At 57.1% G+C, this 21569-nt stretch carries 19 protein-coding genes and 1 tRNA gene; 18 read left to right on the top strand and 2 right to left on the bottom strand.

The genetic code is table 11. The features are described from left to right. Nucleotides 1-193: 193 nt before the first annotated feature. The 4 genes from C4S59_RS02485 (at nt 194) to C4S59_RS02470 (ending at nt 2235) form a co-directional block, all read left to right on the top strand. Nucleotides 194-697, top strand: coding sequence for an EF-hand domain-containing protein (locus C4S59_RS02485; protein ID WP_103908883.1), 504 nt, complete (start codon nt 194-196; stop codon nt 695-697). A gap of 97 nt (nt 698-794) precedes the next feature. Further along, entirely contained in the window at nt 795-1364 is a 570-nt protein-coding gene (locus tag C4S59_RS02480; protein WP_103908882.1) for an RNA polymerase sigma factor, read from the top strand. After that, nucleotides 1345-1716: a hypothetical protein gene (locus C4S59_RS02475; RefSeq protein WP_103908881.1), complete on the top strand. Its 372-nt coding sequence runs from the start codon at nt 1345-1347 to the stop codon at nt 1714-1716. Before C4S59_RS02480 ends, C4S59_RS02475 begins: the two co-directional genes overlap by 20 nt. A 3-nt stretch (nt 1717-1719) precedes the next feature. Then, a complete protein-coding gene (locus C4S59_RS02470; protein ID WP_103908880.1) occupies nt 1720-2235 on the top strand; it encodes a periplasmic heavy metal sensor in 516 nt (171 codons plus the stop codon). Here the strand turns inward: C4S59_RS02470 and C4S59_RS02465 are convergent. After that, the gene (locus C4S59_RS02465) at nt 2154-3587 is read right to left on the bottom strand and encodes a diguanylate cyclase (RefSeq protein ID WP_103908879.1); all 1434 of its coding nucleotides are present in this window, start codon (nt 3585-3587) and stop codon (nt 2154-2156) included. The two genes, C4S59_RS02470 and C4S59_RS02465, sit on opposite strands and share 82 nt — an antisense overlap. A gap of 102 nt (nt 3588-3689) precedes the next feature. Between C4S59_RS02465 and C4S59_RS02460 the strand changes: the two genes are divergently transcribed. From C4S59_RS02460 to C4S59_RS02390, 14 genes are all read left to right on the top strand, one after another. Continuing rightward, nucleotides 3690-3974: a DUF3572 domain-containing protein gene (locus C4S59_RS02460; RefSeq protein ID WP_103908878.1), complete on the top strand. Its 285-nt coding sequence runs from the start codon at nt 3690-3692 to the stop codon at nt 3972-3974. Continuing rightward, a complete protein-coding gene (locus tag C4S59_RS02455) occupies nt 3971-4696 on the top strand; it encodes an HAD family hydrolase (protein ID WP_103908877.1) in 726 nt (241 codons plus the stop codon). The genes C4S59_RS02460 and C4S59_RS02455 overlap by 4 nt, the downstream gene beginning before the upstream one ends. Before the next feature lie 54 nt (nt 4697-4750). Then, a complete protein-coding gene (locus C4S59_RS02450) occupies nt 4751-5350 on the top strand; it encodes a heme NO-binding domain-containing protein (RefSeq protein WP_103908876.1) in 600 nt (199 codons plus the stop codon). Further along, nucleotides 5347-6303 carry a GGDEF domain-containing protein gene (locus C4S59_RS02445; protein ID WP_103908875.1) on the top strand — a complete coding sequence of 319 codons (957 nt, stop codon included), beginning with the start codon at nt 5347-5349 and terminating at the stop codon, nt 6301-6303. Before C4S59_RS02450 ends, C4S59_RS02445 begins: the two co-directional genes overlap by 4 nt. 137 nt (nt 6304-6440) lie before the next feature. Further along, a tRNA-Gln gene (locus C4S59_RS02440) sits at nt 6441-6515 on the top strand. A 291-nt stretch (nt 6516-6806) separates the two neighbouring features. Then, a complete protein-coding gene (locus tag C4S59_RS02430) occupies nt 6807-7838 on the top strand; it encodes a LacI family DNA-binding transcriptional regulator (protein ID WP_103908873.1) in 1032 nt (343 codons plus the stop codon). Between the two features lie 115 nt (nt 7839-7953). Beyond that, on the top strand, nt 7954-9258 hold the full coding sequence (locus C4S59_RS02425) for an ABC transporter substrate-binding protein (protein WP_103908872.1): 1305 nt from the start codon (nt 7954-7956) through the stop codon (nt 9256-9258). A 121-nt stretch (nt 9259-9379) separates the two neighbouring features. Next, a complete protein-coding gene (locus C4S59_RS02420; protein ID WP_103908871.1) occupies nt 9380-10246 on the top strand; it encodes a carbohydrate ABC transporter permease in 867 nt (288 codons plus the stop codon). A 13-nt stretch (nt 10247-10259) separates the two neighbouring features. After that, on the top strand, nt 10260-11090 hold the full coding sequence (locus C4S59_RS02415) for a carbohydrate ABC transporter permease (RefSeq protein WP_103908870.1): 831 nt from the start codon (nt 10260-10262) through the stop codon (nt 11088-11090). Between the two features lie 11 nt (nt 11091-11101). Then, complete coding sequence (locus C4S59_RS02410) at nt 11102-12106, top strand: ABC transporter ATP-binding protein (protein WP_103908869.1); 1005 nt, start codon at nt 11102-11104, stop codon at nt 12104-12106. Further along, on the top strand, nt 12103-12876 hold the full coding sequence (locus C4S59_RS02405; protein WP_103908868.1) for an L-iditol 2-dehydrogenase: 774 nt from the start codon (nt 12103-12105) through the stop codon (nt 12874-12876). The genes C4S59_RS02410 and C4S59_RS02405 overlap by 4 nt, the downstream gene beginning before the upstream one ends. Nucleotides 12877-12902: 26 nt before the next feature. Then, the gene (locus C4S59_RS02400) at nt 12903-14372 is read left to right on the top strand and encodes a mannitol dehydrogenase family protein (RefSeq protein WP_103909392.1); all 1470 of its coding nucleotides are present in this window, start codon (nt 12903-12905) and stop codon (nt 14370-14372) included. A gap of 88 nt (nt 14373-14460) precedes the next feature. Further along, complete coding sequence (locus tag C4S59_RS02395; protein WP_200813153.1) at nt 14461-15081, top strand: nucleoside/nucleotide kinase family protein; 621 nt, start codon at nt 14461-14463, stop codon at nt 15079-15081. A 566-nt stretch (nt 15082-15647) separates the two neighbouring features. Beyond that, entirely contained in the window at nt 15648-20240 is a 4593-nt protein-coding gene (locus tag C4S59_RS02390) for a Hint domain-containing protein (RefSeq protein ID WP_103908867.1), read from the top strand. Between the two features lie 8 nt (nt 20241-20248). Here C4S59_RS02390 and C4S59_RS02385 read toward each other — a convergent pair whose 3' ends face one another. Beyond that, a complete protein-coding gene (locus C4S59_RS02385; protein ID WP_103908866.1) occupies nt 20249-21541 on the bottom strand; it encodes a Gfo/Idh/MocA family protein in 1293 nt (430 codons plus the stop codon). Between the last annotated feature and the right edge of the window lie 28 nt (nt 21542-21569).

Here is a 21569-nt window from a genome sequence, read left to right as displayed (position 1 = left end):
ACTCTGGGCACATTTAGGCCAGTTGCGCCTTACGTCTCCGAATGGATCGCTTGCGCTTCTATACTGCCAAGCAATCCACCACCATTTTCCGAAGTCCAAACTTTTTTCGACGGAAATTCGAAGCTGGCCCGTTTGACCTGCATATCCGGCCACAACGGACCGGTGTTGAAACAAGAACTGGAAGGAAACAAACATGAAGTTTGCAGCTATCGGTGCAGGAGTTTTGGCAACAGCAGTGGCGATGGGTGGTTTCGCAGGCGACGCACAAGCGCGCGGCGACCATCAGGGTCCGCAGTTCAACTTCTCTGAAATCGACGCCAACGGCGACGGCCAGATCAGCCTTGAGGAATTCGAAGCCCGTGGCGAAGCCCGTTTCGCTGGCATGGACACCGACGGTGACGGCGCTGTTTCGCTTGAGGAACTGGTCGCAGGTTTCGAACAGCCGCAGTCCGAGCGCATGCAGCAGCGCGCGCAGCGTATGCTTGAACGTATGGATGCCGACGAAGACGGCAAGCTGTCGCCTGAAGAGCTTGAGGCTCGTCAGGGTCCGGCCAAGATGTTCGACCGTATCGATGCCAACAGCGATGGCGTGATCACCGAAGAGGAAATCGCCGATCTGCAGTCCAAAATGGGTAAGCGTTTCGGCAAAGGTAAAGGTATGGGCGAAGGCCGCGGCGAACGTCACGGCAAGTTCTAATACCTCATGTCGGGCGGAAACCTCATCCCTCCGCCCGACATTGCCCGCCTTTGCAGATCAGGATAGGCGTAAAGGTTACTAAGTGCCGCTGGACCTTATGACAGATCAAAGCGACGAAGATCTTCTTGCCGCCTATGCTTCGGGCAATCAGGCGGCGGCCCAAGCCTTGACCCTGCGGCATGCGGGTCGGGTGTTTGCCCACGCCATGCGGCTGTTGGGCGATCGGGCCGAGGCCGAAGATGTGGCGCAGGATGCGATGCTCAAGCTTTGGCGGATCGCACCGGACTGGCGCAGTGGCGAGGCACAGGTCAGCACGTGGCTGTATCGTGTAACGGCCAATATGTGCATCGACCGTATCCGCAAGCGGCGCACGACGAATTTTGATGATCTGCCTGAAATGGCGGACGACAGTGCTTCGGTCGTTGAGACGATGGAGCAAAAAGAACGGCACGAGGCGTTGCAAAACGCATTGGACAAATTGCCGGACAGACAAAAACAGGCGGTTGTTCTGCGCCACATCGACGGGCTTTCGAACCCCGAGATCGGCCAGATCATGGACATCACACCGCGAGCAGTCGAAAGTTTAACCGCACGGGGAAAGCGCGCTTTGACGGCGCTTTTGTCCCGCAAGCGCGAGGAGTTGGGCTATGACCACGCCGGAGAATGACGACTTTCTGGAAGCGTTCTTTGACGACGCCAAGAAATCCGCGCCGGTGGTGCCGGACGGGCTGATGGCGCGCATGATTGCAGATGCGCAGGCGGAAACGGATCGCCGTGCTCAGATCGCTGCTGCCAGCGCGCCAAAGTCCGTCTGGAGCCAGATTATGGGCGCGGTCGGGGGCTGGCCTGCCTTGGCGGGTCTAAGTGCTGCGACGTTGACCGGTGTCTGGATCGGTTTGAACCCGCCTACGGCTGTCAGCGATACGATGGCGCAGGTCTTGGGGCAGGACGGGGCGGTTGTTTCGGACTATTTGTTTGATCCGGTCACCGGGTTCGAACTGGCGATGTTGGAAGGGTAAAAGATGTCTGATGTACAACAGGAAAAGCCGAAACGGTTCCCTTGGACGCGGGTTCTGCTGGTGGTTTCGCTGGCATTGAACCTGCTGATTGTGGGCGCGATGGCGACGTTCTTCTTTGCCAACTCCGGTCCGCGTGAATTCAGCCGGCGCCCCCCGCCGGATGGTCCGTTCCTGTATCTGCGCGCCTTTTCGCAAGAGGACCGCCGTGCTTTGGGGCGCGAGTTTTTCAAAAACAGCAAACCGTCGCCCGAAATGCGTGAACTGGCGTTGCAGGACTATCAGGACGTTGTCGATCTGCTGAAACAGCCGGAATTCAATCAGGCCGAACTGACCAGCGTACTTGAACGTCAACACCAGCGTTCGAAATCGCTGCAGGAACGTGGTCGCCAGATGATGGTCGAGTACTTGGGAACCAAAACCCCTGCCGAGCGCGCGGCTTATGCCGACCGGCTGGCCGAGGAAGTTTCCGAATTCCGCTCGCGCGGCAAAAAGGGCGACCGGTACGGTCCCAAACCCTGAGCCTTGGCGTGAACGACCTTGTTGCGGCCTGTTGATTTGGCCGCATAAAGGGCGTTGTCAGCCTCTTCCAGAACCGTGGTGGCGGTTGCGCCATAGGCATTCAGGCTGGTTGTGACACCGATGCTGATGCTGACATAGGCGGATGCCTCGGACAATTGGATCGGGCCGCTGTTCATGCCTGCGCGCAGACGTTCGGCCGAACGGATCGCGCGTTTCATGTTGGTTTTCGGTAGGATCACAAGAAACTCTTCTCCGCCAATCCGCGCGATCACATCCTGTGGCGACAGGTGTTCACGCAGGCGTTTGGCGACTTCGACCAAGGCACGATCCCCGTTGGCATGGCCGAACCGGTCGTTGATCTTTTTGAAAAAATCCACATCCACAATCATCGCGCTCAGCGGCATTTTCGCGGCTGTGGCCGCCTTTAGAAGGCGGTTCATCAACGGAAGGGCATAGCGCCGGTTGTACAGGCCTGTCAGGGGGTCAACGATCGCAGCCTTCAGATCGGTCTGGACCTTGGTGCGCAGGCAATCGTGCAACGCCTTGCGTTCCAAAAGCGCGTTCATCCGGACCGTCATCTCGGCCATATCGGTCAAGCCGATCATGACGTCATTCGCCCCGAGATCAAGCGCGTGAATGGCAGCATTCCGTTGCGTTTCCGTAGCAATATACAGGATTGCCGCGTGCCGCGTTTCCGTGCGCGACCGAAGTTCTGCCATCAAAGACAGGCCCAATCCGGGGTGATCCGCATCTTCGAACAAAACAAAAAGATCAGTGGTTTTCGCCGCTTTGCGAAGCAGCATGTCTGACCGGAAAAACTGGGTTTCGCCATCCAAAGCAGCAAAGCTCTTTTTCAGATCCGACTGGTTCTTGTCACGCATCACTGCGATCACTTGGCGGTGATCGAATTGCACTTTGGGTTCTTCAAAACCCAAATCCTGCGCCGTTTCGGCCTTAAGCCCCAAATCCAGTTCGGCATCGCGATTGCGCAGCAAAGACCGGATGTGCGCCAGCAACAGCAATTCGTCGACAGGACGCGGCAGAACCGCCTGCGCACCCTTTTTCAATGCTTTGGTCCGGCTGGCCTGATCGTTTTCCTTCTGAATCAAAACCACTGGCGGCATAAGGCGTGTTTTCACCCCTTGGCGCAGGGTGTTTTGCAGACCTTCAAAGTCCACATCTGTCAGACCGTCCGAGGCGATGATCAGATCGATCTGCTCGTTCTGCAGAACGCGCTTGGCCTGTCTGGCGTTTTCCGCCTGGAATACCTCGTAAAACGCCGCAGACAGTTTGACCCGCAGGATAATACGGTTCACGGCAAGGCTATCGATAATCAGGATACGCCCGGACATGGCGCAACTCCTTTAGCAGACTTGGGCCCTGATGGTTGCACAGGGCGATTGAGTCAGTCTTTAGTGACTTAGGTTAAGAAACCCTTTCGGAATTGATGAAATATGTCTGTGTCTCGTGAAGCAGCGGAAACAATCGGCGTTCAGGCTATGGGATGGCTGGCCGGAAATGATGAACTTTTGCCTGTGTTTTTAGGCTCGACCGGCGCAAGCGAAGCCGACTTCCGCGCAGGTCTGACGGACGCGGCCTTTCAGGGCTCTGTGCTTGAGTTTCTGTTAATGGATGACCGCTGGGTTGTGTCGTTTTGCGACGATGTCGGCCTTCCTTATGACGTGCCGGTTCAGGCGCGGGCGATGCTGCCGGGCGGAGAGCAGGTCCACTGGACATGAGTGACCCCACGCGGATCAAGGCGGTTCTGTTCGACAAGGACGGCACGCTGTTCGACTTCAGGGCAACATGGGATGTCTGGACCCATCAGGTCCTCGTCGATCTTGCGAAGGGACGTGACGATGTCCTGAAAGCCATGGCCCACGACGCGCGGTTTGATCTGGACACGCGCAAGATGCAGCCCGACAGCCCCATCATCGCAGGCACGCAGGCCGAAGCGACGTCGATCCTGCTCAGGCATCTGCCCGAGTGGACGTTTGATACCCTGATCCGCCATCTCGACGAACGGGTGGCGGTCGCGCCATTGGTGCCTGCTACGCCGTTGCCCGAACTGCTGGGGCAGTTGCAGGACATGGGCATCGCCACCGGCGTCATGACCAATGACAGCGAAGCGGGCGCCTTGGCCCATCTTAAAGCCGCTGGTGTCCACGAGATGTTCGATTTCGTAGCCGGATACGACAGCGGATATGGTGCCAAACCCGATCCCGATCCTTTGCTGGCCTTTGCGCAGCAGATCGGGTGTCCGCCAGAACAAACAGCCATGATCGGTGACAGTCGTCACGATCTTATGGCGGCGCGGGCGGCTGGTATGGTGTCTGTTGGTGTCCTTACCGGTGTGGCAGGAACGGATGAGCTGTCTGATTTGGCCGATGTCATTCTGGACCACATCGGCCATTTGCCAGATTGGTTGCGGTCCGACCCAAACGAAAAGGCACATTTTTAACTGTTTGGTCTCTGTTAAGCGGTGCGGTGCATTCTGATCCAAAGAGGATTCGACATGCATGGGCTGATTAACAAAACGCTCCAGCATTTTTTGCTGGATACCTATGGACCTGCGGCTTGGGCGGCGATTGCCAGAAACGCCAAGACAGACATTCAGAATTTCGAAGCTATGCTGAGCTATCCTGCTCAGGTCACAAGTGACGTTCTGAATGCGGCGGTTGACTATCTGAGCAAACCCAAAGACAGCTTGCTTGAGGATTTGGGCACATATCTGGTGTCACATCCCAACTGCGGTGTGCCGCGGCGCTTGCTGCGGTTTTCAGGTGTCGATTTTCTGGATTTTCTGAATGCCTTCGACGATCTGCCAGACCGCGCGCGGCTGGCTGTGCCGGATCTGATCCTGCCTCAGCTCGAGGTCGAGGAGAAATCACTGGGCCTCTACGAACTGCACTGTGTCCACGATTTCGCCAGTGACGCCGCACATGTTCTGTTGGGTCTGCTACGGGCCATGGCCGATGACTACGGCGCATTGGTTCTGATGGATGTGCAGGATCAGACAGAAGGTCACTCTCTGGTGTCGGTTCAACTGATCGAAGCGGCCTATGCATCCGGCAACAATTTTGAACTAGGCGTAATTGAAAGGCGGGCGACATGAACAGGGACTGTTGCGGCGCGCTAGATCAGCTTCTTCCGATGCATGCGGTGCTTGATGATCAGGGGATCATCCTTCACGTCGGCCCGACCCTGACCAAGGTTTTCGGGGATACATCGGTCGTTGGGCAATCTGTGTTTGATGTCGTGGCGTTCAGTCGACCCAAGGGGATTTCGGGCGCTGCGGATTTGCCCAAAGTTCTCGGGCGGAAATTGCGTCTGGAGGCTAAGGGCGCGGTTGAAACACGACTGACGGGCGTTCTGGCGCGAGGCGATAAAAATATATACATTTTGGATACGTCTTTTGGTTTTGCCGTGGCTCAATCGGTGACCGAGCATCGCCTTGTCAGTACAGATTTTTCCCCCACCGATCTGACCGTTGAAATGCTTTTCGTGATCGAGGCGAAATCCGCCGCGATGAGTGCATCACGCCAACTGAACCAGCGCTTGCAAGCAGCACGGATCGCTGCAGAAGAGCAGGCTTTTACCGACACCCTGACGGGGCTGAAAAACCGCCGCGCTTTGGATGTGGTGTTAGAGCGACTGCGGGATCAGGAATTTGCGCTGATCTATCTTGATCTCGATTACTTCAAAGCGGTGAACGACACACACGGGCACGCGGCAGGCGATGCGGTTTTGCAGGCGGTTGCCAAGATCCTCGTGTCCAACGTCAGACGGAATGACACGGTCGCGCGGATCGGCGGCGACGAATTCGTGATCGTCTGCCCCGGCATGATCCGTCAGGACGCGCTGGGCCGTCTGGCGCGGAAAATGATTGATGAAATCGAGGTTCCGATTCCCTTTGGCGATATCTCGGCAAAGATATCGTCCAGCATCGGGATCGTTTCCCATAAAGGAGGCGAGGTATCGTCTATGGAAAGCCTTAGCGAGATGGCAGATGCCGCGCTTTATGCCGCCAAGAACGCGGGGCGGGGGCAGGCCGTGTTCGCAACTTGACGCATAAGAATTTGGCCGCATTGCAACTGTGATCCGAGAGGCGGGAAGGCTCTTGAAAAGAACTTGCTCAATTTTCGAAAGTTTTTTGAACTCGGCACTTGAACCCAAGTCAGGCTCGTCGTAAGTAGCCCGCCAGTTGGGGTGTAGCCAAGCGGTAAGGCAGCGGTTTTTGGTACCGTGTACCGTAGGTTCGAATCCTACCACCCCAGCCACTCAATCCTAAATTTGATAGCTTTACCAATGCCCTGCGGAGTTGGTGCCGTTTGTGGTTTGCGGTTTGGTAACGGTCGCGCAGTCCTGATCTGTAAATGCGTGGAGACAGGCAGATCGATTCCGGAAGTTCGCTGCGTAGCCACATGAAACGTCGCGTTTTTCCAATGGTTCACGGCGCGCTATGGCATATGCCTTGGCCTTTTCCATCAGTGAATTTTCAGGAAATCATTGATTGTTTGCGCGCGGAAATATTATGTAAAAATAGCGAAAATTTTAAAAGGCGCGACCCGATGAGCGACTCCAAAATCCGTAATATGGAAGAATTTGCAGCGCTTAGCGGTGTGTCCCGCCCCACGGTTTCGAAATACTTCAACGATCCCGAAAGCGTTCGGGCTTCGATCCGCACCAAGATCGAAGCGGCGCTTGAGCATCATGACTACCGACCAAACATTTTCGCGGTGAACCAGAACCGCAAGCTCACGAAAAACATCGGCATCATAGTGCCTTACCTTGCGGACCCGTTCTTTGCTGAAATCGCGCGTCGGATCGAAACTCTGGTCATCGCCGAAGGCTTTCGCCCGATTTTGCTAAGCTCGCACGGTGATACGAACCTCGAGGTGTCGAACCTGGAGGCGCTGCGTCAGATCAAGCCGGCGGCTGTTTTGCTGGCACCTTTGGGACGGACGTCAGACCGACAGGCGATCATGGATTTCTGTGACAACGTGCCGACTGTGAACTTTGACTCGAACATCGAAGGGGCAGGTGAGGCGTTCATCGGCCACAACAATGTTCAGGCGACCGACGTGATGATCCAATACCTGACCCGGACGGGCGAACCGCCGGTGTTTTTCGAGATGCGTACACCGCCGAACCCGAACGCCATCAAGCGCCGCAATGCCTATCTTGCTGCGATGGAGCGTCTTGGTCACACGCCGCAACTGATCCAGGCTGAAGGCGAGGGCTGGAATCTGGAAGAAATCGGGTACGAAACAGCCAAACGCGCGATTACGAACAAAGAGTTGAGCACCAACACTGTCTTCTGTTCGAACGACCGTCTGGCCATTGGCTTTCTTTCTGCCGCGTACGAACTAGGTGTTAAGGTAGGTCACGCTGAAGGTTGTTCGCTGCGGGTCGCGGGGCACGATAACCACCCGTTCTCGCGCTATACATGTCCGACGCTAACAACCATTTCACACAACTACGACCTGATCGCGACGCGTAGCGTCGAGATCGTCATGTCGATGATCGAATCGGAGCAGCGTTTGGAAGAACGTCCGACAACATTGCTGGATGGGGAGTTGATCATGCGCGCGTCTGCGTAAGTTCATATTTTTTCGCGGTTTATTTTTTTTCTTTACGCGCGTTAAAAATAATATTGACGTGAAGAAAGTCGTGGCTCTATCTTGGGTGGGCAACTTCATTCTAGGGAGGAAGAGAATGAAACTTCGTAGCGTACTTCGTACGGCCACTGCGGTATCTTTGATCGCAGGTTCCGCCGCCTACGCGGAAAACATCGTAATCGCGACAGTGAACAACGGCGACATGATCCGTATGCAGGGTCTGACCGATGACTTCACATCCAAAACCGGCCACACGGTCGAGTGGGTTACACTGGAAGAAAACGTTCTTCGTCAGCGTGTTACAACAGACATCACCACCAAAGGCGGTGCGTTCGACATCATGACAATCGGCATGTACGAAACGCCGATCTGGGGTGCGAACGGCTGGCTGGTCCCGCTGGACGATCTGTCCGAGGAATACAACGTCGATGACATCCTGCCCGCAATGGCAGGCGGCCTGAGCCACGACGGCACGCTTTATGCGGCACCGTTCTACGGCGAAAGCTCGATGATCATGTACCGCACAGACCTGATGGAAAAAGCCGGTCTGGAAATGCCGGAAGCACCGACATGGTCCTTCGTCCGCGAAGCAGCAGCGGCGATGACAGACCGCGACAACGACATCAACGGTATCTGCCTGCGCGGCAAAGCCGGTTGGGGTGAAGGCGGCGCGTTCATCACAGCGATGTCTAACTCGTTTGGTGCACGCTGGTTCGACATGGACTGGAACGCACAGTTCGACACACAGCCGTGGAAAGACACGCTGGAATTCTACGTCGGCATGATGAACGAATCCGGCCCCGCGGGCTACGCGACCAACGGCTTCAACGAAAACCTGTCGCTGTTCCAACAGGGCAAGTGCGGCATGTGGATCGACGCGACAGTTGCGGCATCCTTCGTGACAAACCCGAACGACTCGACTGTTGCAGACAGCGTTGGTTTCGCTCTGGCGCCTGACAACGGTCTGGGCAAGCGTTCGAACTGGCTGTGGGCATGGGCTCTTGCGATCCCGGCAGGCACACAGAAAGAAGGCGCAGCGAAAGAGTTCATCGAGTGGGCAACATCCACTGACTACATTGAACTGGTTGCCTCCAAAGAAGGTTGGGCAAACGTACCTCCGGGCGCACGTACATCGCTGTACGAAAACCCGAACTACATGGAAGTTCCGTTCGCACAGATGACGCTGGACTCGATCCTGTCGGCTGATCCGAACAACTCAACAGTAGAGCCGTCGCCCTACGTTGGTGTTCAGTTCGCAGCTATCCCGGAATTCGCAGGCATCGCGACTGAAGTGAGCCAAGAATTCTCGGCAGTCTACGCTGGTCAGCAGTCGATCGACGAAGCGCTGGAAAAGGCACAAGCTTTGACAAACGACGCAATGGAAGCCGCAGGCTACCGTTAATTCTCCCTCCCTACGGGACTGGGGGGCGGCAAGTCTGCCCCCCAACTTTTCTCTACCTAAAATCTTGTACAGTTGCATCCGCATCTGAGACGGTAATCCCGTCAACAACGGAGGTGTGCCTATGGCAACCCAGCATTCACAGTCCGCAGCCAGAATAATGATGGCCCCGGCGGTGATCCTACTTCTCGGTTGGATGCTCGTGCCGCTGACAATGACCCTTTATTTCTCGTTCAAGAAATACCTGCCGCTGCGCGGTGGTGACCTTGGATGGGTGGGATTTGAAAACTACACGCGCTTTGTGTCGTCCAGTTCGTTCTGGCCGGCAGTTGCGACAACCCTGATCATCGTCGGTGGCGTTCTGGTCATCACAATCTTCCTAGGTGTCCTGCTTGCGCTGCTGCTTGATCAGCCGATGTGGGGACAGGGCGTTGTTCGCATCCTTGTAATTGCTCCTTTCTTCGTCATGCCGACCGTGTCCGGTCTGGTCTGGAAGAACATGTTCATGGACCCGACGAACGGCTTTCTCGCCTACATGTGGCGGGCCTTCGGGGCCGAACCGGTCCAGTGGCTTAGTCAGGCGTCGATGCCATCGCTGATCATGATCGTAAGCTGGCAGTGGCTGCCCTTTGCGACGCTGATCCTGCTGACCGCGATCCAGTCGCTGGACAGCGAACAGATCGAAGCCGCGGAAATGGATGGCGCCAGCTGGTTCAGCCGCTTCCGCTTTATCATCCTGCCGCACCTGTCGCGCGCTATCACAGTTGTTCTGCTGATCCAGACGATCTTTCTTCTGTCGATCTTTGCGGAAATCTTTGTGACCACCGCAGGCAGCTTTGGCACCAAAACGCTGACTTATTTGATCTTCCAGCGTGTTCTTGAAAGCCAGAACGTCGGGCTTGGATCTGCGGGCGGTGTCTACGCCATCATCCTAGCCAATATCGTCGCGGCCTTCCTGATCCGCATCGTCGGCAAAAATCTGGACGCGTGAGGAGACTGAAATCATGGCACGCGCTATCACAACACAACGCAAGACGATCAACACGCTGTTTGCATGGGCGGTCGGACTGATCATCTTCTTCCCGATCCTGTGGATTTTTGTGCTGTCCTTCAAGTCCGAAGGCGATGCAATCAAGGCCCCGTTCGAAGTGCTGACATCGGCATGGACATTGGACAGCTACGCCACAGTTCAGGACCGGTCGGATTACTTCAAACACTTCTGGAACTCGGTCACGATTGCTGTCGGCTCGACGCTTCTTGGTATTCTGGTGGCCGTTCCTGCGGCTTGGTCCATGGCCTTTGTGCCATCCAAACGGACCCGCGGTATCCTGATGTGGATGCTGTCGACCAAGATGCTGCCGGCGGTGGGTGTTCTGTACCCGATCTATATCGGCTTCATCAAACTGGGCTTGCTGGACACGCGCATTGGTCTGGTCATCGTTCTGATGCTGATCAACCTGCCGATCATCGTCTGGATGCTGTACACCTACTTTAAGGAAATTCCGGGTGAAATCCTTGAAGCGGCGCGTATGGACGGCGCGGGACTTCGCGAAGAGGTGATGTATGTCCTGACGCCCATGGCCGTCCCCGGCATTGCATCGACACTTCTTCTGAACGTGATCCTTGCCTGGAACGAAGCCTTCTGGACGCTCAACCTGACAGCGGCCAAGGCGGCTCCTCTCACGGCATTCATTGCAAGCTATTCAAGCCCTGAAGGCTTGTTCTACGCGAAACTCAGTGCGGCTTCGGTCATGGCGATCGCCCCGATCCTGATCATGGGATGGTTCAGCCAGAAACAACTTGTCCGAGGCTTGACCTTCGGCGCGGTCAAATAAGGAACGTAGACATGGGACAAATCCATCTTAAACAAGTGACCAAGCGCTTTGGCGAGGTCGAGGTTATCTCTCCGCTGGATCTGGAAATCGAAGACGGTGAATTCGTTGTCTTTGTCGGTCCGTCGGGCTGCGGTAAATCCACCCTTCTGCGTTTGATTGCGGGTCTTGAAGATGTCTCTGGCGGTCACATCATGATCGACGGTCAGGACGCAACAGAAGTGCCCCCTGCGAAACGTGGTCTTGCCATGGTGTTCCAGTCCTACGCCCTCTACCCGCATATGTCGGTGCGCAAGAACATCGCCTTCCCGCTGCGGATGGCGGGGCTGGATCAGGCTGAACAGAACCGTCGTGTCGAAGACGCGGCTAAGGTTCTGAACCTGACCGATTACCTTGATCGTCGTCCGGGCCAGTTGTCCGGTGGTCAGCGTCAGCGCGTGGCCATTGGCCGTGCGATTGTCCGCGAACCTGCGGCCTTCCTGTTCGACGAACCGCTGTCCAACCTTGATGCGGCGCTGCGCGTTGGCATGCGTCTGGAAATCTCGGAACTGCACAAACGTCTGTCGACAACCATGATCTACGTGACGCACGATCAGGTCGAAGCGATGACTATGGCGGACAAAATCGTTGTTCTTCAGGCCGGTGTGATCGAACAGGTCGGCAGCCCGCTGGAGTTGTATCGCAAGCCGCGCAACACATTCGTTGCGGGCTTCATCGGCAGCCCCACTATGAACCTTCTGGAAGGTGCCGAGGCCGCTAAGCACGGCGCGGCAACCATCGGCATCCGCCCCGAGCACATCACGATCTCGACGGAAGTCGGTGATTGGGAAGGCACGGTTGGTGTGTCCGAACATTTGGGTTCTGATACGTTCTTCCACATCAACTGTCCGGCTTTCGAAAAGCCCCTGACAGTGCGTGCCAGCGGCGAACTGTCGTTGAAGTACGGCGCCAAGGTCATGCTGACGCCGGACCTGCAGCACCTGCACCGCTTTGACGCGCAAGGGCTTCGGATCGAATGAAGCGTCTGGAAGGAAAAACGGCCCTGATCACAGGTGCGGCCCGAGGGATTGGGCGCACCTTTGCCGAAGCGTATTTGCGCGAAGGTGCCAAGGTGGTCATTGCCGATATCGATGCGGACCGTGGTGCTGAAACGGCGAAGGAACTGGGTGAAAAAGCCGCGTTCGTGCGTTTGGATGTGACCGATCAGGACAGCATCGATCGGGCGATCGCGACAGCGGAAGATACATTCGGCCAGATCGACGTCCTGATCAACAACGCCGCGATCTTTACCGCCGCCCCAATCGTTGAAATCGACCGCGCGGATTACGACCGCGTGTTCGCGATCAACGTGTCGGGCACGTTGTTTATGATGCAGGCCGTTGCGCGCCACATGATCGACCGTGGCATCAAGGGCAAGATCATCAACATGGCCAGCCAGGCCGGTCGCCGTGGCGAGGCGCTGGTAGGTGTCTATTGTGCGTCCAAAGCGGCTGTCATCAGCCTGACCCAGTCGGCAGGTCTGAACCTGATCAAGAACGGCATCAACGTGAACGCCATCGCACCCGGTGTGGTCGACGGCGAACACTGGGACGGGGTCGATGCCTTTTTTGCGAAATACGAAAACAAACTTCTGGGCCAGAAGAAAAAAGAAGTCGGTGAAGCCGTGCCTTTCGGGCGCATGGGCACCGCAGAAGACCTGACCGGAATGGCGGTTTTTCTGGCCACTGAAGAAGCAGATTACGTCGTCGCGCAGACCTTCGGGGTCGACGGCGGAAACTGGATGAGTTGATGGACGGTGGAATGCTGGAGCCCTCTATGGTGAAACTCAATAATAAAACCCTGTCTGATCTGCCTGCGAACATCGCGGTTCCGACCTATGACAGAAGCGCGCTGACGGCGGGCATCGTTCACATCGGTTTGGGCAATTTCCACCGCGCCCATCAGGCGTGGTACCTGCACCGGTTGATGCAAAACGGTCAGGCGCTGGATTGGGCGATTGTCGGCGCAGGCGTGCGTCCGAACGATGAAACCCGTCGTCTGGAATTGCTGGAACAGGACTATCTGAACACCCTGATCGAACTGGACCCGTCGGGCATTTCCGCCGAAGTGACAGGCGCCATGATCGATTTCGTTCCGGTGACTGCCGATAACGCGCCCTTGATCGCGCGAATGGCGCAGGCCGACATCCGGATCGTCGCCATGACTGTGACCGAAGGCGGCTACTATATCGATCCGGTGACCAAGGCGTTCGACGCAAACCATCCTGATATCCAGCATGATGCAGCAAATCCGACGACCCCGAAAACGCCCTTTGGCGCGATGGCGGCGGCGCTGAAAATCCGGCGTGATACCGGCGTTGGCCCCTTCACCGGCCTGTGCTGTGACAACCTGCAAGGCAACGGCGCTATCCTGCGCCAGACTGTCGTGTCCTTGGCCCGTCTGTCCGATCCGGATCTTGCCGACTGGATTGATGCGAACTGTAGTTTCCCCAACTCGATGGTGGATTGCATTGTACCCGCCACCGGCCCGACCGAGATCGCTCTGGCGCATGAACTGGGTATCGAAGACCTAGCACCGGTGACGCACGAAAACTTCCGTCAGTGGATCATCGAAGATGACTTCTGTGCCGGTCGCCCCGACTGGGATAAGGCGGGTGCGGTCTTTACCGACGATGTGCATGCCTACGAGATGATGAAGATCCGCATTCTGAACGGCGGTCACCAGATCATCGTGGGCGCGGCCGAGGTGCTCGGGATCGAGACGATTTCCGGTTGTATGTCGAACAGCGCAATCGCGGCGTTCTTCAATAAGGTCGCGCTGAACGAAATCGTTCCGCACGTGCACCCCGTGCCGGGCCGCACGCCCGAGTCTTACGTCGAACTGATTTCAAGCCGTTTTGCCAACCCGCGTATCGTCGATACCACGCGTCGCGTCGCGTTCGACGGATCCTCGCGCCATCCGGGGTTTGTGATCCCGTCCATCCGCGATGGTCTGGCCGCTGGCACCCCGATTGAAGGGCTTGCGTTGACCGAAGCCGCTTGGGCCCGCATGTGCGAAGGCACACGCGAAGACGGCAGCACGATCCAGCCGAATGACCCCTTCTGGACCGATCTGCAAGTGGCAGCGAAGGCTGCGAAGGATGATCCGGCGAAATGGATCGCGCAGGACCAGTTCTATGGTGATCTGGCGAACGAGCCGCGCTTTGCCGAAGCCTTCGACAAATGGCTACGCCTGATCTGGGCCGAGGGCATGACTGCCGCTTTGAAAACCTATCTAGCGGCTTGACCCCGGCCAAAATCGTGTAAGTTAACGTCACATGTAACAGGCGCTGGGGCAGGCCATTGGGCTGCCCCTTTTGACGAACGGGACAACGATGACTTCGATTTCTGTTGAACAACTGGCCAAGGAAATCACCGACCGCGCCACTGGCGACGGGCGGTTTGTTGTGGCGGTTGCGGGGCCTCCGGGCGCCGGAAAATCCACCTTGTCCGAGGCGCTTGTTGACCGGTTGGGCGATATCGCTGCGGTTTTGCCCATGGACGGGTTTCATATGGACAACGCCGACCTGATCGAACTGGGTCTTCTTCCACGCAAAGGTGCTCCTGAAACCTTTCATGCCGAGGCGTTCGGCAAACTGCTGTCTGACGTGCGCACGCAGGACACGGTGGATTATCCGACCTTTGACCGCTCAATGGATCGCACTGTTCCGAATGGTGGACGGATTGAACCGACGACGCGGATCATCGTGGCGGAAGGCAACTACCTTTTGCTGAAAGACAAGCCTTGGGATCAGCTGGCGTCGATGTTCGACATGACCGTTCTTTTGGAAGTTCCGCGCGACGTGCTGGAAACGCGGCTGATCCAGCGGTGGCTGGACCATGGTATGAGCGAGGCCGACGCCATCGCCCGGGCGCGCGGCAATGACATGGTTAATGTCGATACGGTCATCAACCGGTCAGGCACCCCCGATTTCCGCGTGGGCGAGGTGGGGTAAATCCCACTTCATCCCCCAATAACGGACATGATCCCTGCCTTTGTCGGAAACAAAACGTTCTGTTTTTCCGTGTAAATATCCATCAGGAATTGCAACCTTTGAAGCGCCCTCCCCTCAGGGGAGAAGATCCCTTTTGGTCATCGTAAGATACAGCTTTACCTGAATTTCGCGCGGCTGAGCCTGTCTTACGCTTCCTGCCGTTTCCACCAGAAACGCAGATGAACGATTGATATCCCTACCACGACACCGTGGCCGCCGAACTCTTGGTCTGGCGCGCAATTTGCATGCGCTCCCTTTCGTGCTCGGCTTATGGCGAAGCGATTTTGAAAGGTGAAAAAAGTGGTTGGTGAATCAAAAGTTGTCTGGATTTTCCAGTTACTTCCAGACTCTTGCAGGCCCGGCTCGCCTTTAAGATTCTAAACGTATCCACCACCCAGCCGTTGGTTGAGGTGCTCTTTGTCTGGGAAGCGGGGGCACAACAATAATAACGCGATTTTGCGGAAACGCTGAGGCGCGATCCCCGAAACCTTGTCCTGCGTTCCGGCGCCGGGCCGCCGAGTGGTGATATGGCGACAACGTTTGCAGTCCTATACCTTGGAACCGTCGCGTCGATTGACCCGGTTGAAGGTAACAACCTTGCTGAAGATGCCGGCCTTCTGGTCGGCAGCACCTTTGGCACGACTGCTGACCCATTATATAACGAAAATTATACTCTATCCCAGATTTCAGCCGTCGCGGCCTACGAGACGAACAACGACCTTGCCAATCATCAGGTGTCGATTGGCGGCACGACCTACACGCTTGATAGTCTTGCAGTTTATACGGCGACTGTAACCTACGTTGATGGGACTACGGCCACGGCCGAGGTCAAGCTGGTCCAGACGACAACGGGCGAACTGTACCTTGTCCCGCACATGGTCGGGGCCGAAGACAAGCAGTGGGTGCTTGAACAGCAACCGCTTGAATCCATTACGCTGACGGCCTTGATTACGGCAGATGGCAACATCGCTGCCGACCGGATCGATGCAAAATATATCGATGGTACGGTCGATGGTACGACAGGTGACGATGTCATCAAGGCCGGCTATAGCGATGCGAATGGCGATCAGGTTGATGCTGGCGCGAATACCATCGTTGGCAATGATGGCGCCGATTATATCGAGGCCGCAGGTGGCGACGATACGGTCACAGGCGGGATCGGGAACGACACGATCTATGGCGATATGGCCGATGGTTCGGTTTACGGCGAACTGAACCCGACGAACACCGACAACATTCAGGATGCGGGTGGGACCGAAACCTGGAACACCCGCGCGGTCGAGCTGGTCACACTGGCCAACGGCGACTTGATCCTGATCACGTCCGAACGCACGTCATCGTCTGATGGTATTGCGTCTTATCAGGTCGACAACGATCCGACGTCGGCGACTTACGGCAGTGTCATTGGCGGGCAGATCGATACGATTACCGAGGCAACGAATCCTTACGGGTACAACGATGTCGAGGCGCTTGCTGCTATTACGCTCAGTAACGGGTCGACGTATGTCTATTCAGCGGCGGAATTTTACGACGCGATCGGTGTTGCTGAAATCTCTATTGGCGGTGCCCTAACGCCGCTTACTCCGTTGACCGGTGTCACGGAAATTCAGGAACTGTCCATCGCCGAGGTGAGTGGGCAACCCTATCTGCTTGCTTTGTCCGGTTCGACCGGAGATGCGCTTATTTCGTATCAGATCAATACTGACGGGTCGCTGACCCAGACTGATATTGAATACGACAGTTCCGGGGCAGGCGAAAATTATCTCAACAACGGCGATGCTCAGTCTGCGTCGCTCTTGGAAAGCTTCACCAACAGCTCGGGCGAAACCTTTGTCATCGCTGGCGGTGACGAAAACGGTATCTCGCTTTGGACGCTGAACGGCACTGGTCAGCTTACTTTCCAGAACGCCCGTGGCGATGACCAAGCCGGTGCAAGCGAGACGGATCCGCAGGGCAACAATCTTGGGCGCGATCTGGTTAGCCCAATCGAGACGGGTCTGTGGGACGTTGATGCCGGGACCTTTGCGGAAATTAACGGACAAACATATCTGTTCGTTGGCGGCACCGACGACGACGTCGCCATTTTCCGCATCGATGCCGACACGGTTAACAATGACGGCACCTACGACCTAACGCTCGTCGGGCATGTTGATAACATCGTCACTGATATTTCGACGATGGATTACCTCGAAACCGATTCAGGCGGTGTGCTTGTAATCGGTGGCGAACAGCCCGGGCTGGAATATCACACCGTCACGGTGAACCCTGACGGAACGGTGACCCTGACGCAGGTCGCGACGTCGCCCGACGGCGCCGAAGGCAGTGCCGAACTGCTGGATTCAGAGTCGATGGATGTCGAGGGCGGCATCCTTGTATCTGCCAGTGACGCGGATGATGGCGTTGCGATCATTTCAACGGGGTTGAACGAAACGGCCTACACCGGTGTCGATGGCGCGGATTCGCTGTCTGGCGGGGCGGGCGACGACTATATCGTCGGCGACGGCCTATCCGCGACCTCTACCGAGCTTTTGACCAACGGAGATTTTTCTTCGGGTGGTGCAGGCTGGACGTACAATGACCCCACGGGCAATGGCGGTGTTCTGTTCGACATCGGATCCGCCAGCTTTAACACCGGTGATGAAACCGTCTATGGGGACTCGATCCAGCAGAGTTTCTCGACGACGGCAGGCGGCAGCTACCAGACCTCAATCACGCTTGAGGAATTTCAGGCAGGCGTCGGAAACCACACATTCCAGATCGATATTCTGGACGACACTGGTACCGTTGTCGCGACCGAAACGGTTACGGTCCAAGACGGTACAATTGAGACCTTCACTTTTGAGTTCTCTGCGACCTCAACGACGTCGACGATTGTCATCACCAACACGACATCGACGAACTCGACCACGACAGACGGTTTGGTACGCGAGGTATCTGTCGTCGAAATGGCGGAATCGTCGGGCGGCAACGACACCATTTATGGCGACGCTGGCGCAGACACCCTGATCGCAGGCGCGGGCGATGATCTGGTCTACGGTGGCACCGAGAACGACATCATTTCCGGCGGCACCGGGCACGACACGCTTTATGGTGAAGCGGGCGATGACTCGGTCAGTGGTGGCGATGGCAACGATTCAATCGTCACGGATTCCGGCAACGACGTCGCCTACGGTGGTGAAGGCAGCGATACCATCGACGATATGCCGGGCAGCGGCGATGGAACGGGGTCGGACACCTTCTATGGCGAAGGCGGCGACGATTTCCTTTACGGCGGGGACGCAGGCGACCTGTTGGATGGTGGGACCGGCAACGACGTCCTCATGGGTGAGGATGGCAGTGATACACTGCTTGGTGGTGACGGCAACGATACGCTGTGGGGCGACAATTCCGGTGACATCGGAAATGACTCGCTAGATGGCGGCGCTGGAAACGACCAGCTTTATGGCGGCGCTGCAAACGACACGATGCTGGGCGGCACCGGAAGCGATACGGTCTTTCTGTATGATGCCTTCGGCACAGACCTGATCACAGGCGGTGAAGACAGCGACAACAGCGAAACCGATCTGATCGATGCCTCTGGCATCACCCTGAATGGGGTCGACGTCACCTTTACCGGAGATGAGGCGGGTACCCTGACATCCGGGTCGGATGTTGCGACCTTCTCCGAGATTGAAAGCTTCACGCTCACCGGTTCCGCAGACACGGTAGACGGCTCGCTCAGCACGGCCAGCATGAACGTCGATGCAGGCGCAGGTAGCGATAGCCTGAGGGGCGGGTCGGGTGCGGATACGCTGACGGCTGGTACGGGGGATGACACCGTTCAGGGTGGCGCTGGCGCGGATTCCCTAAGCGGAGGCGATGGCACCGATACGCTGGATTATTCCGGCAGCAGCGCAGGCGTCACGGTCGATCTGTCGACGAACACGGCGTCTGGTGGGGATGCTGCGGGCGACACGATCAGCGGGTTCGAAAACCTGACGGGTTCTGCCTTTGATGACACGCTGACACTGTCGAATACGGCGGGGCAGGTGAATGCTGGGGATGGTGCAGACAGCGTTCAGGGCGGCACCGGAAATGACACGCTCTTTGGCGACGCCGGAAACGATACGCTGGTTGGCAACGACGGCGCCGACAGCCTGAACGGCGGCTCTGGCGCGGATTCCCTGAGCGGCGGTGCAGGATCTGACACACTGGATGGCGGTGACGGGTCGGATACGCTGACCGGTGGTGCCGGAGCCGACACATTTATTGCCGATGGCACAGCTGATCTGATCACCGACTTCGATACCACGACGGGCATCGGCGATGCGGATCAGACGAACAACGACTTCGTCGATCTGTCGGCCTTCTATAACGACACCACTCTGGCTGCATGGAATGCGGCCAATCCGGGTCAGACCTATTCCAACCCGCTGGCATGGATGCGCGCCGATCTGGGCGATGGCGTTCTGGACGAAGCGGGCCGACTGGTTATTCAGGATGGCGGGACAACGGTTGATGCGTCTTCTCTGACCTTTGAGAACACGAACATCATCTGCTTTGCGGCGGGCACGCCGATCACCACAATGACAGGCGAGGTGGCGGTCGAAAACCTGTGCGTTGGTGATCGTGTCCTGACGGTAGACAACGGGTTTCAGACGGTGCGCTGGGTCGGGCGGCGCAAGGTGCCTGCTTACAGCAGGTTCGCGCCGGTGCTTGTGAAACGGGGGGTCTTGAACAACGATCGGGATCTGCTGGTGTCCCCGCAGCACCGGATGTTCGTGTCCTCCAAAATTGCCCAACGTGTCAGCGGGGATGGCGAAATTCTGGTGCCTGCCAAGCATCTTGTCGGGATCAATGGCGTTGAACTGCGGCCCCAGCCCATGATCGAGTATGTGCACTTCCTGTTCGATAACCACGAACTGGTTTTCTCGGCAGGGGCCATTTCCGAAAGCCTGTTCACTGGGCCCGAAGCGTTAAAGGCCGTGGACCCGTTTGCACGGCAGGAAATTCTGGGCCTGTTCCCTGAACTGGCCGAACAAGACTACGACACGTTGCCCGCACGCCCCTTGGCGACGGGTCGCATCGGACGCAAGATCGCGATGCGCCACAGCAAGAACAGCAAGCCGCTGCTCAACTGACCTTTCCCCTATTTTAGATCGATTTCGTGGGCTGCCAGCATATGGCCGATGTCCACCTGCGCGCCGGTTTCAATCGACAGGTTCGCGGCGATACCGGTTAGGATAGACCAGCCGCCAGCCACATGGTTTGATGACCTGCCATACGAGTCCGGCTCCATCCCGTCGGGATCAAAGATGTATCCGAGCATGATTGGGTCCGCGCCGCCGTGATGTCCTTCCCCTGCAGGCACGTCCAGGGCGCGGGGCCGTTCTCCGGCCAGATGCAGGATGGTTTCAACATCGTCCTTACCAGCGTGCGCCCGTTCGCCGCCAAACACGCCGTGGGTTTCGACATGTTTGTGGGTCAGCAGGCCCTTGGTCCCGTGGAACCTGATTTCCAGCCCCTCCCACGGGGAATAGGCGGTCAGCGTGTAGTTCGCCGTCGCGCCCGTGGTATAGCGGATATGGGCCTGAAGCGTGTCTTCGATGCCGATGTCGTCGTCAAAAACGCACAGATCGCGGTGATAGCCATCCTCACCTTCGGCATCGCGATAGAGCGCCTTGAGTTTGCTGTCCGCATCCATATCCAGTTCAAAGTCGCATCGTTCGGCAACCGCGCACGTGGCGCAGCGTGGCCCACGACCGTCCAGCCCTAACTCCGCGCCCATGGCGGGCGTGTAAAACGCGCGCTTGCCAGATGCGCTGACATGGGTGGGCACCGCATCCAGCCACCAGTTGAGCAGATCGAAATGGTGTGTGGATTTATGTACCAGTAAACCGCCGGAATTGTCCTTGTGCCGGTGCCAGCGGCGGAAATAATCGGCGCCATGGACGCGATCCAGATGCCATTGAAAATCAACGGCGGTGATCTCGCCTATCTGGCCCGAAGACAGGATATTTTTGATCTGGGTGCGGGCAGGGGAATAGCGGTAGTTGAAGGCGACCAGCAACTGACGACCGGTTTCCTTTTGCGCCTGCGTGATCTGTTTCAAAGACTTCAGATCAATCGTCATCGGCTTTTCGCAGATTACGTCACAGCCCGCTCTGAATGCGCGCACCATATAATCAGCGTGCAGGTAGTCGGGCGTGGCGATGATCACGGTGTCCGGCTTCTGTTCGGTGATCATCGCGTCAAACTGGTCTGCGGCGTAGGTGGCGACACCGTTCGTTCCGGGTTTGGACGCAAACTCGGCCGCCAGCCCCAGTCGGTGGCTGTTGCTGTCGCAGAGGGCCAGCAGCTCATGCTGGTCACCGTAGTCGAACGTCAGGCTTTCGCTGAACATGGAATGGCGCGATCCGCAGCCGACGATGGCGTATTTCATGGCTTCCCCCTGAGCAGATGAGTCGCAT

The organism is Thalassococcus halodurans (assembly GCF_900108225.1).
GTDB classification, from domain to species: domain Bacteria; phylum Pseudomonadota; class Alphaproteobacteria; order Rhodobacterales; family Rhodobacteraceae; genus Thalassococcus; species Thalassococcus halodurans.
This window is presented reverse-complemented; position numbering and strand designations above follow the sequence as displayed.

Excerpts from the sequence above, each read along its gene's own strand:
- C4S59_RS02485 (WP_103908883.1), top strand. The coding sequence starts at position 194 with ATGAAGTTTGCAGCTATCGGTGCAGGAGTTTTGGCAACAGCAGTGGCG.
- C4S59_RS02480 (WP_103908882.1), top strand. The coding sequence starts at position 795 with ATGACAGATCAAAGCGACGAAGATCTTCTTGCCGCCTATGCTTCGGGC.
- C4S59_RS02475 (WP_103908881.1), top strand. The coding sequence starts at position 1,345 with ATGACCACGCCGGAGAATGACGACTTTCTGGAAGCGTTCTTTGACGAC.
- C4S59_RS02470 (WP_103908880.1), top strand. The coding sequence starts at position 1,720 with ATGTCTGATGTACAACAGGAAAAGCCGAAACGGTTCCCTTGGACGCGG.
- C4S59_RS02465 (WP_103908879.1), bottom strand. The coding sequence starts at position 3,587 with ATGTCCGGGCGTATCCTGATTATCGATAGCCTTGCCGTGAACCGTATT.
- C4S59_RS02460 (WP_103908878.1), top strand. The coding sequence starts at position 3,690 with ATGTCTGTGTCTCGTGAAGCAGCGGAAACAATCGGCGTTCAGGCTATG.
- C4S59_RS02455 (WP_103908877.1), top strand. The coding sequence starts at position 3,971 with ATGAGTGACCCCACGCGGATCAAGGCGGTTCTGTTCGACAAGGACGGC.
- C4S59_RS02450 (WP_103908876.1), top strand. The coding sequence starts at position 4,751 with ATGCATGGGCTGATTAACAAAACGCTCCAGCATTTTTTGCTGGATACC.
- C4S59_RS02445 (WP_103908875.1), top strand. The coding sequence starts at position 5,347 with ATGAACAGGGACTGTTGCGGCGCGCTAGATCAGCTTCTTCCGATGCAT.
- C4S59_RS02430 (WP_103908873.1), top strand. The coding sequence starts at position 6,807 with ATGAGCGACTCCAAAATCCGTAATATGGAAGAATTTGCAGCGCTTAGC.
- C4S59_RS02425 (WP_103908872.1), top strand. The coding sequence starts at position 7,954 with ATGAAACTTCGTAGCGTACTTCGTACGGCCACTGCGGTATCTTTGATC.
- C4S59_RS02420 (WP_103908871.1), top strand. The coding sequence starts at position 9,380 with ATGGCAACCCAGCATTCACAGTCCGCAGCCAGAATAATGATGGCCCCG.
- C4S59_RS02415 (WP_103908870.1), top strand. The coding sequence starts at position 10,260 with ATGGCACGCGCTATCACAACACAACGCAAGACGATCAACACGCTGTTT.
- C4S59_RS02410 (WP_103908869.1), top strand. The coding sequence starts at position 11,102 with ATGGGACAAATCCATCTTAAACAAGTGACCAAGCGCTTTGGCGAGGTC.
- C4S59_RS02405 (WP_103908868.1), top strand. The coding sequence starts at position 12,103 with ATGAAGCGTCTGGAAGGAAAAACGGCCCTGATCACAGGTGCGGCCCGA.
- C4S59_RS02400 (WP_103909392.1), top strand. The coding sequence starts at position 12,903 with ATGGTGAAACTCAATAATAAAACCCTGTCTGATCTGCCTGCGAACATC.
- C4S59_RS02395 (WP_200813153.1), top strand. The coding sequence starts at position 14,461 with ATGACTTCGATTTCTGTTGAACAACTGGCCAAGGAAATCACCGACCGC.
- C4S59_RS02390 (WP_103908867.1), top strand. The coding sequence starts at position 15,648 with ATGGCGACAACGTTTGCAGTCCTATACCTTGGAACCGTCGCGTCGATT.
- C4S59_RS02385 (WP_103908866.1), bottom strand. The coding sequence starts at position 21,541 with ATGAAATACGCCATCGTCGGCTGCGGATCGCGCCATTCCATGTTCAGC.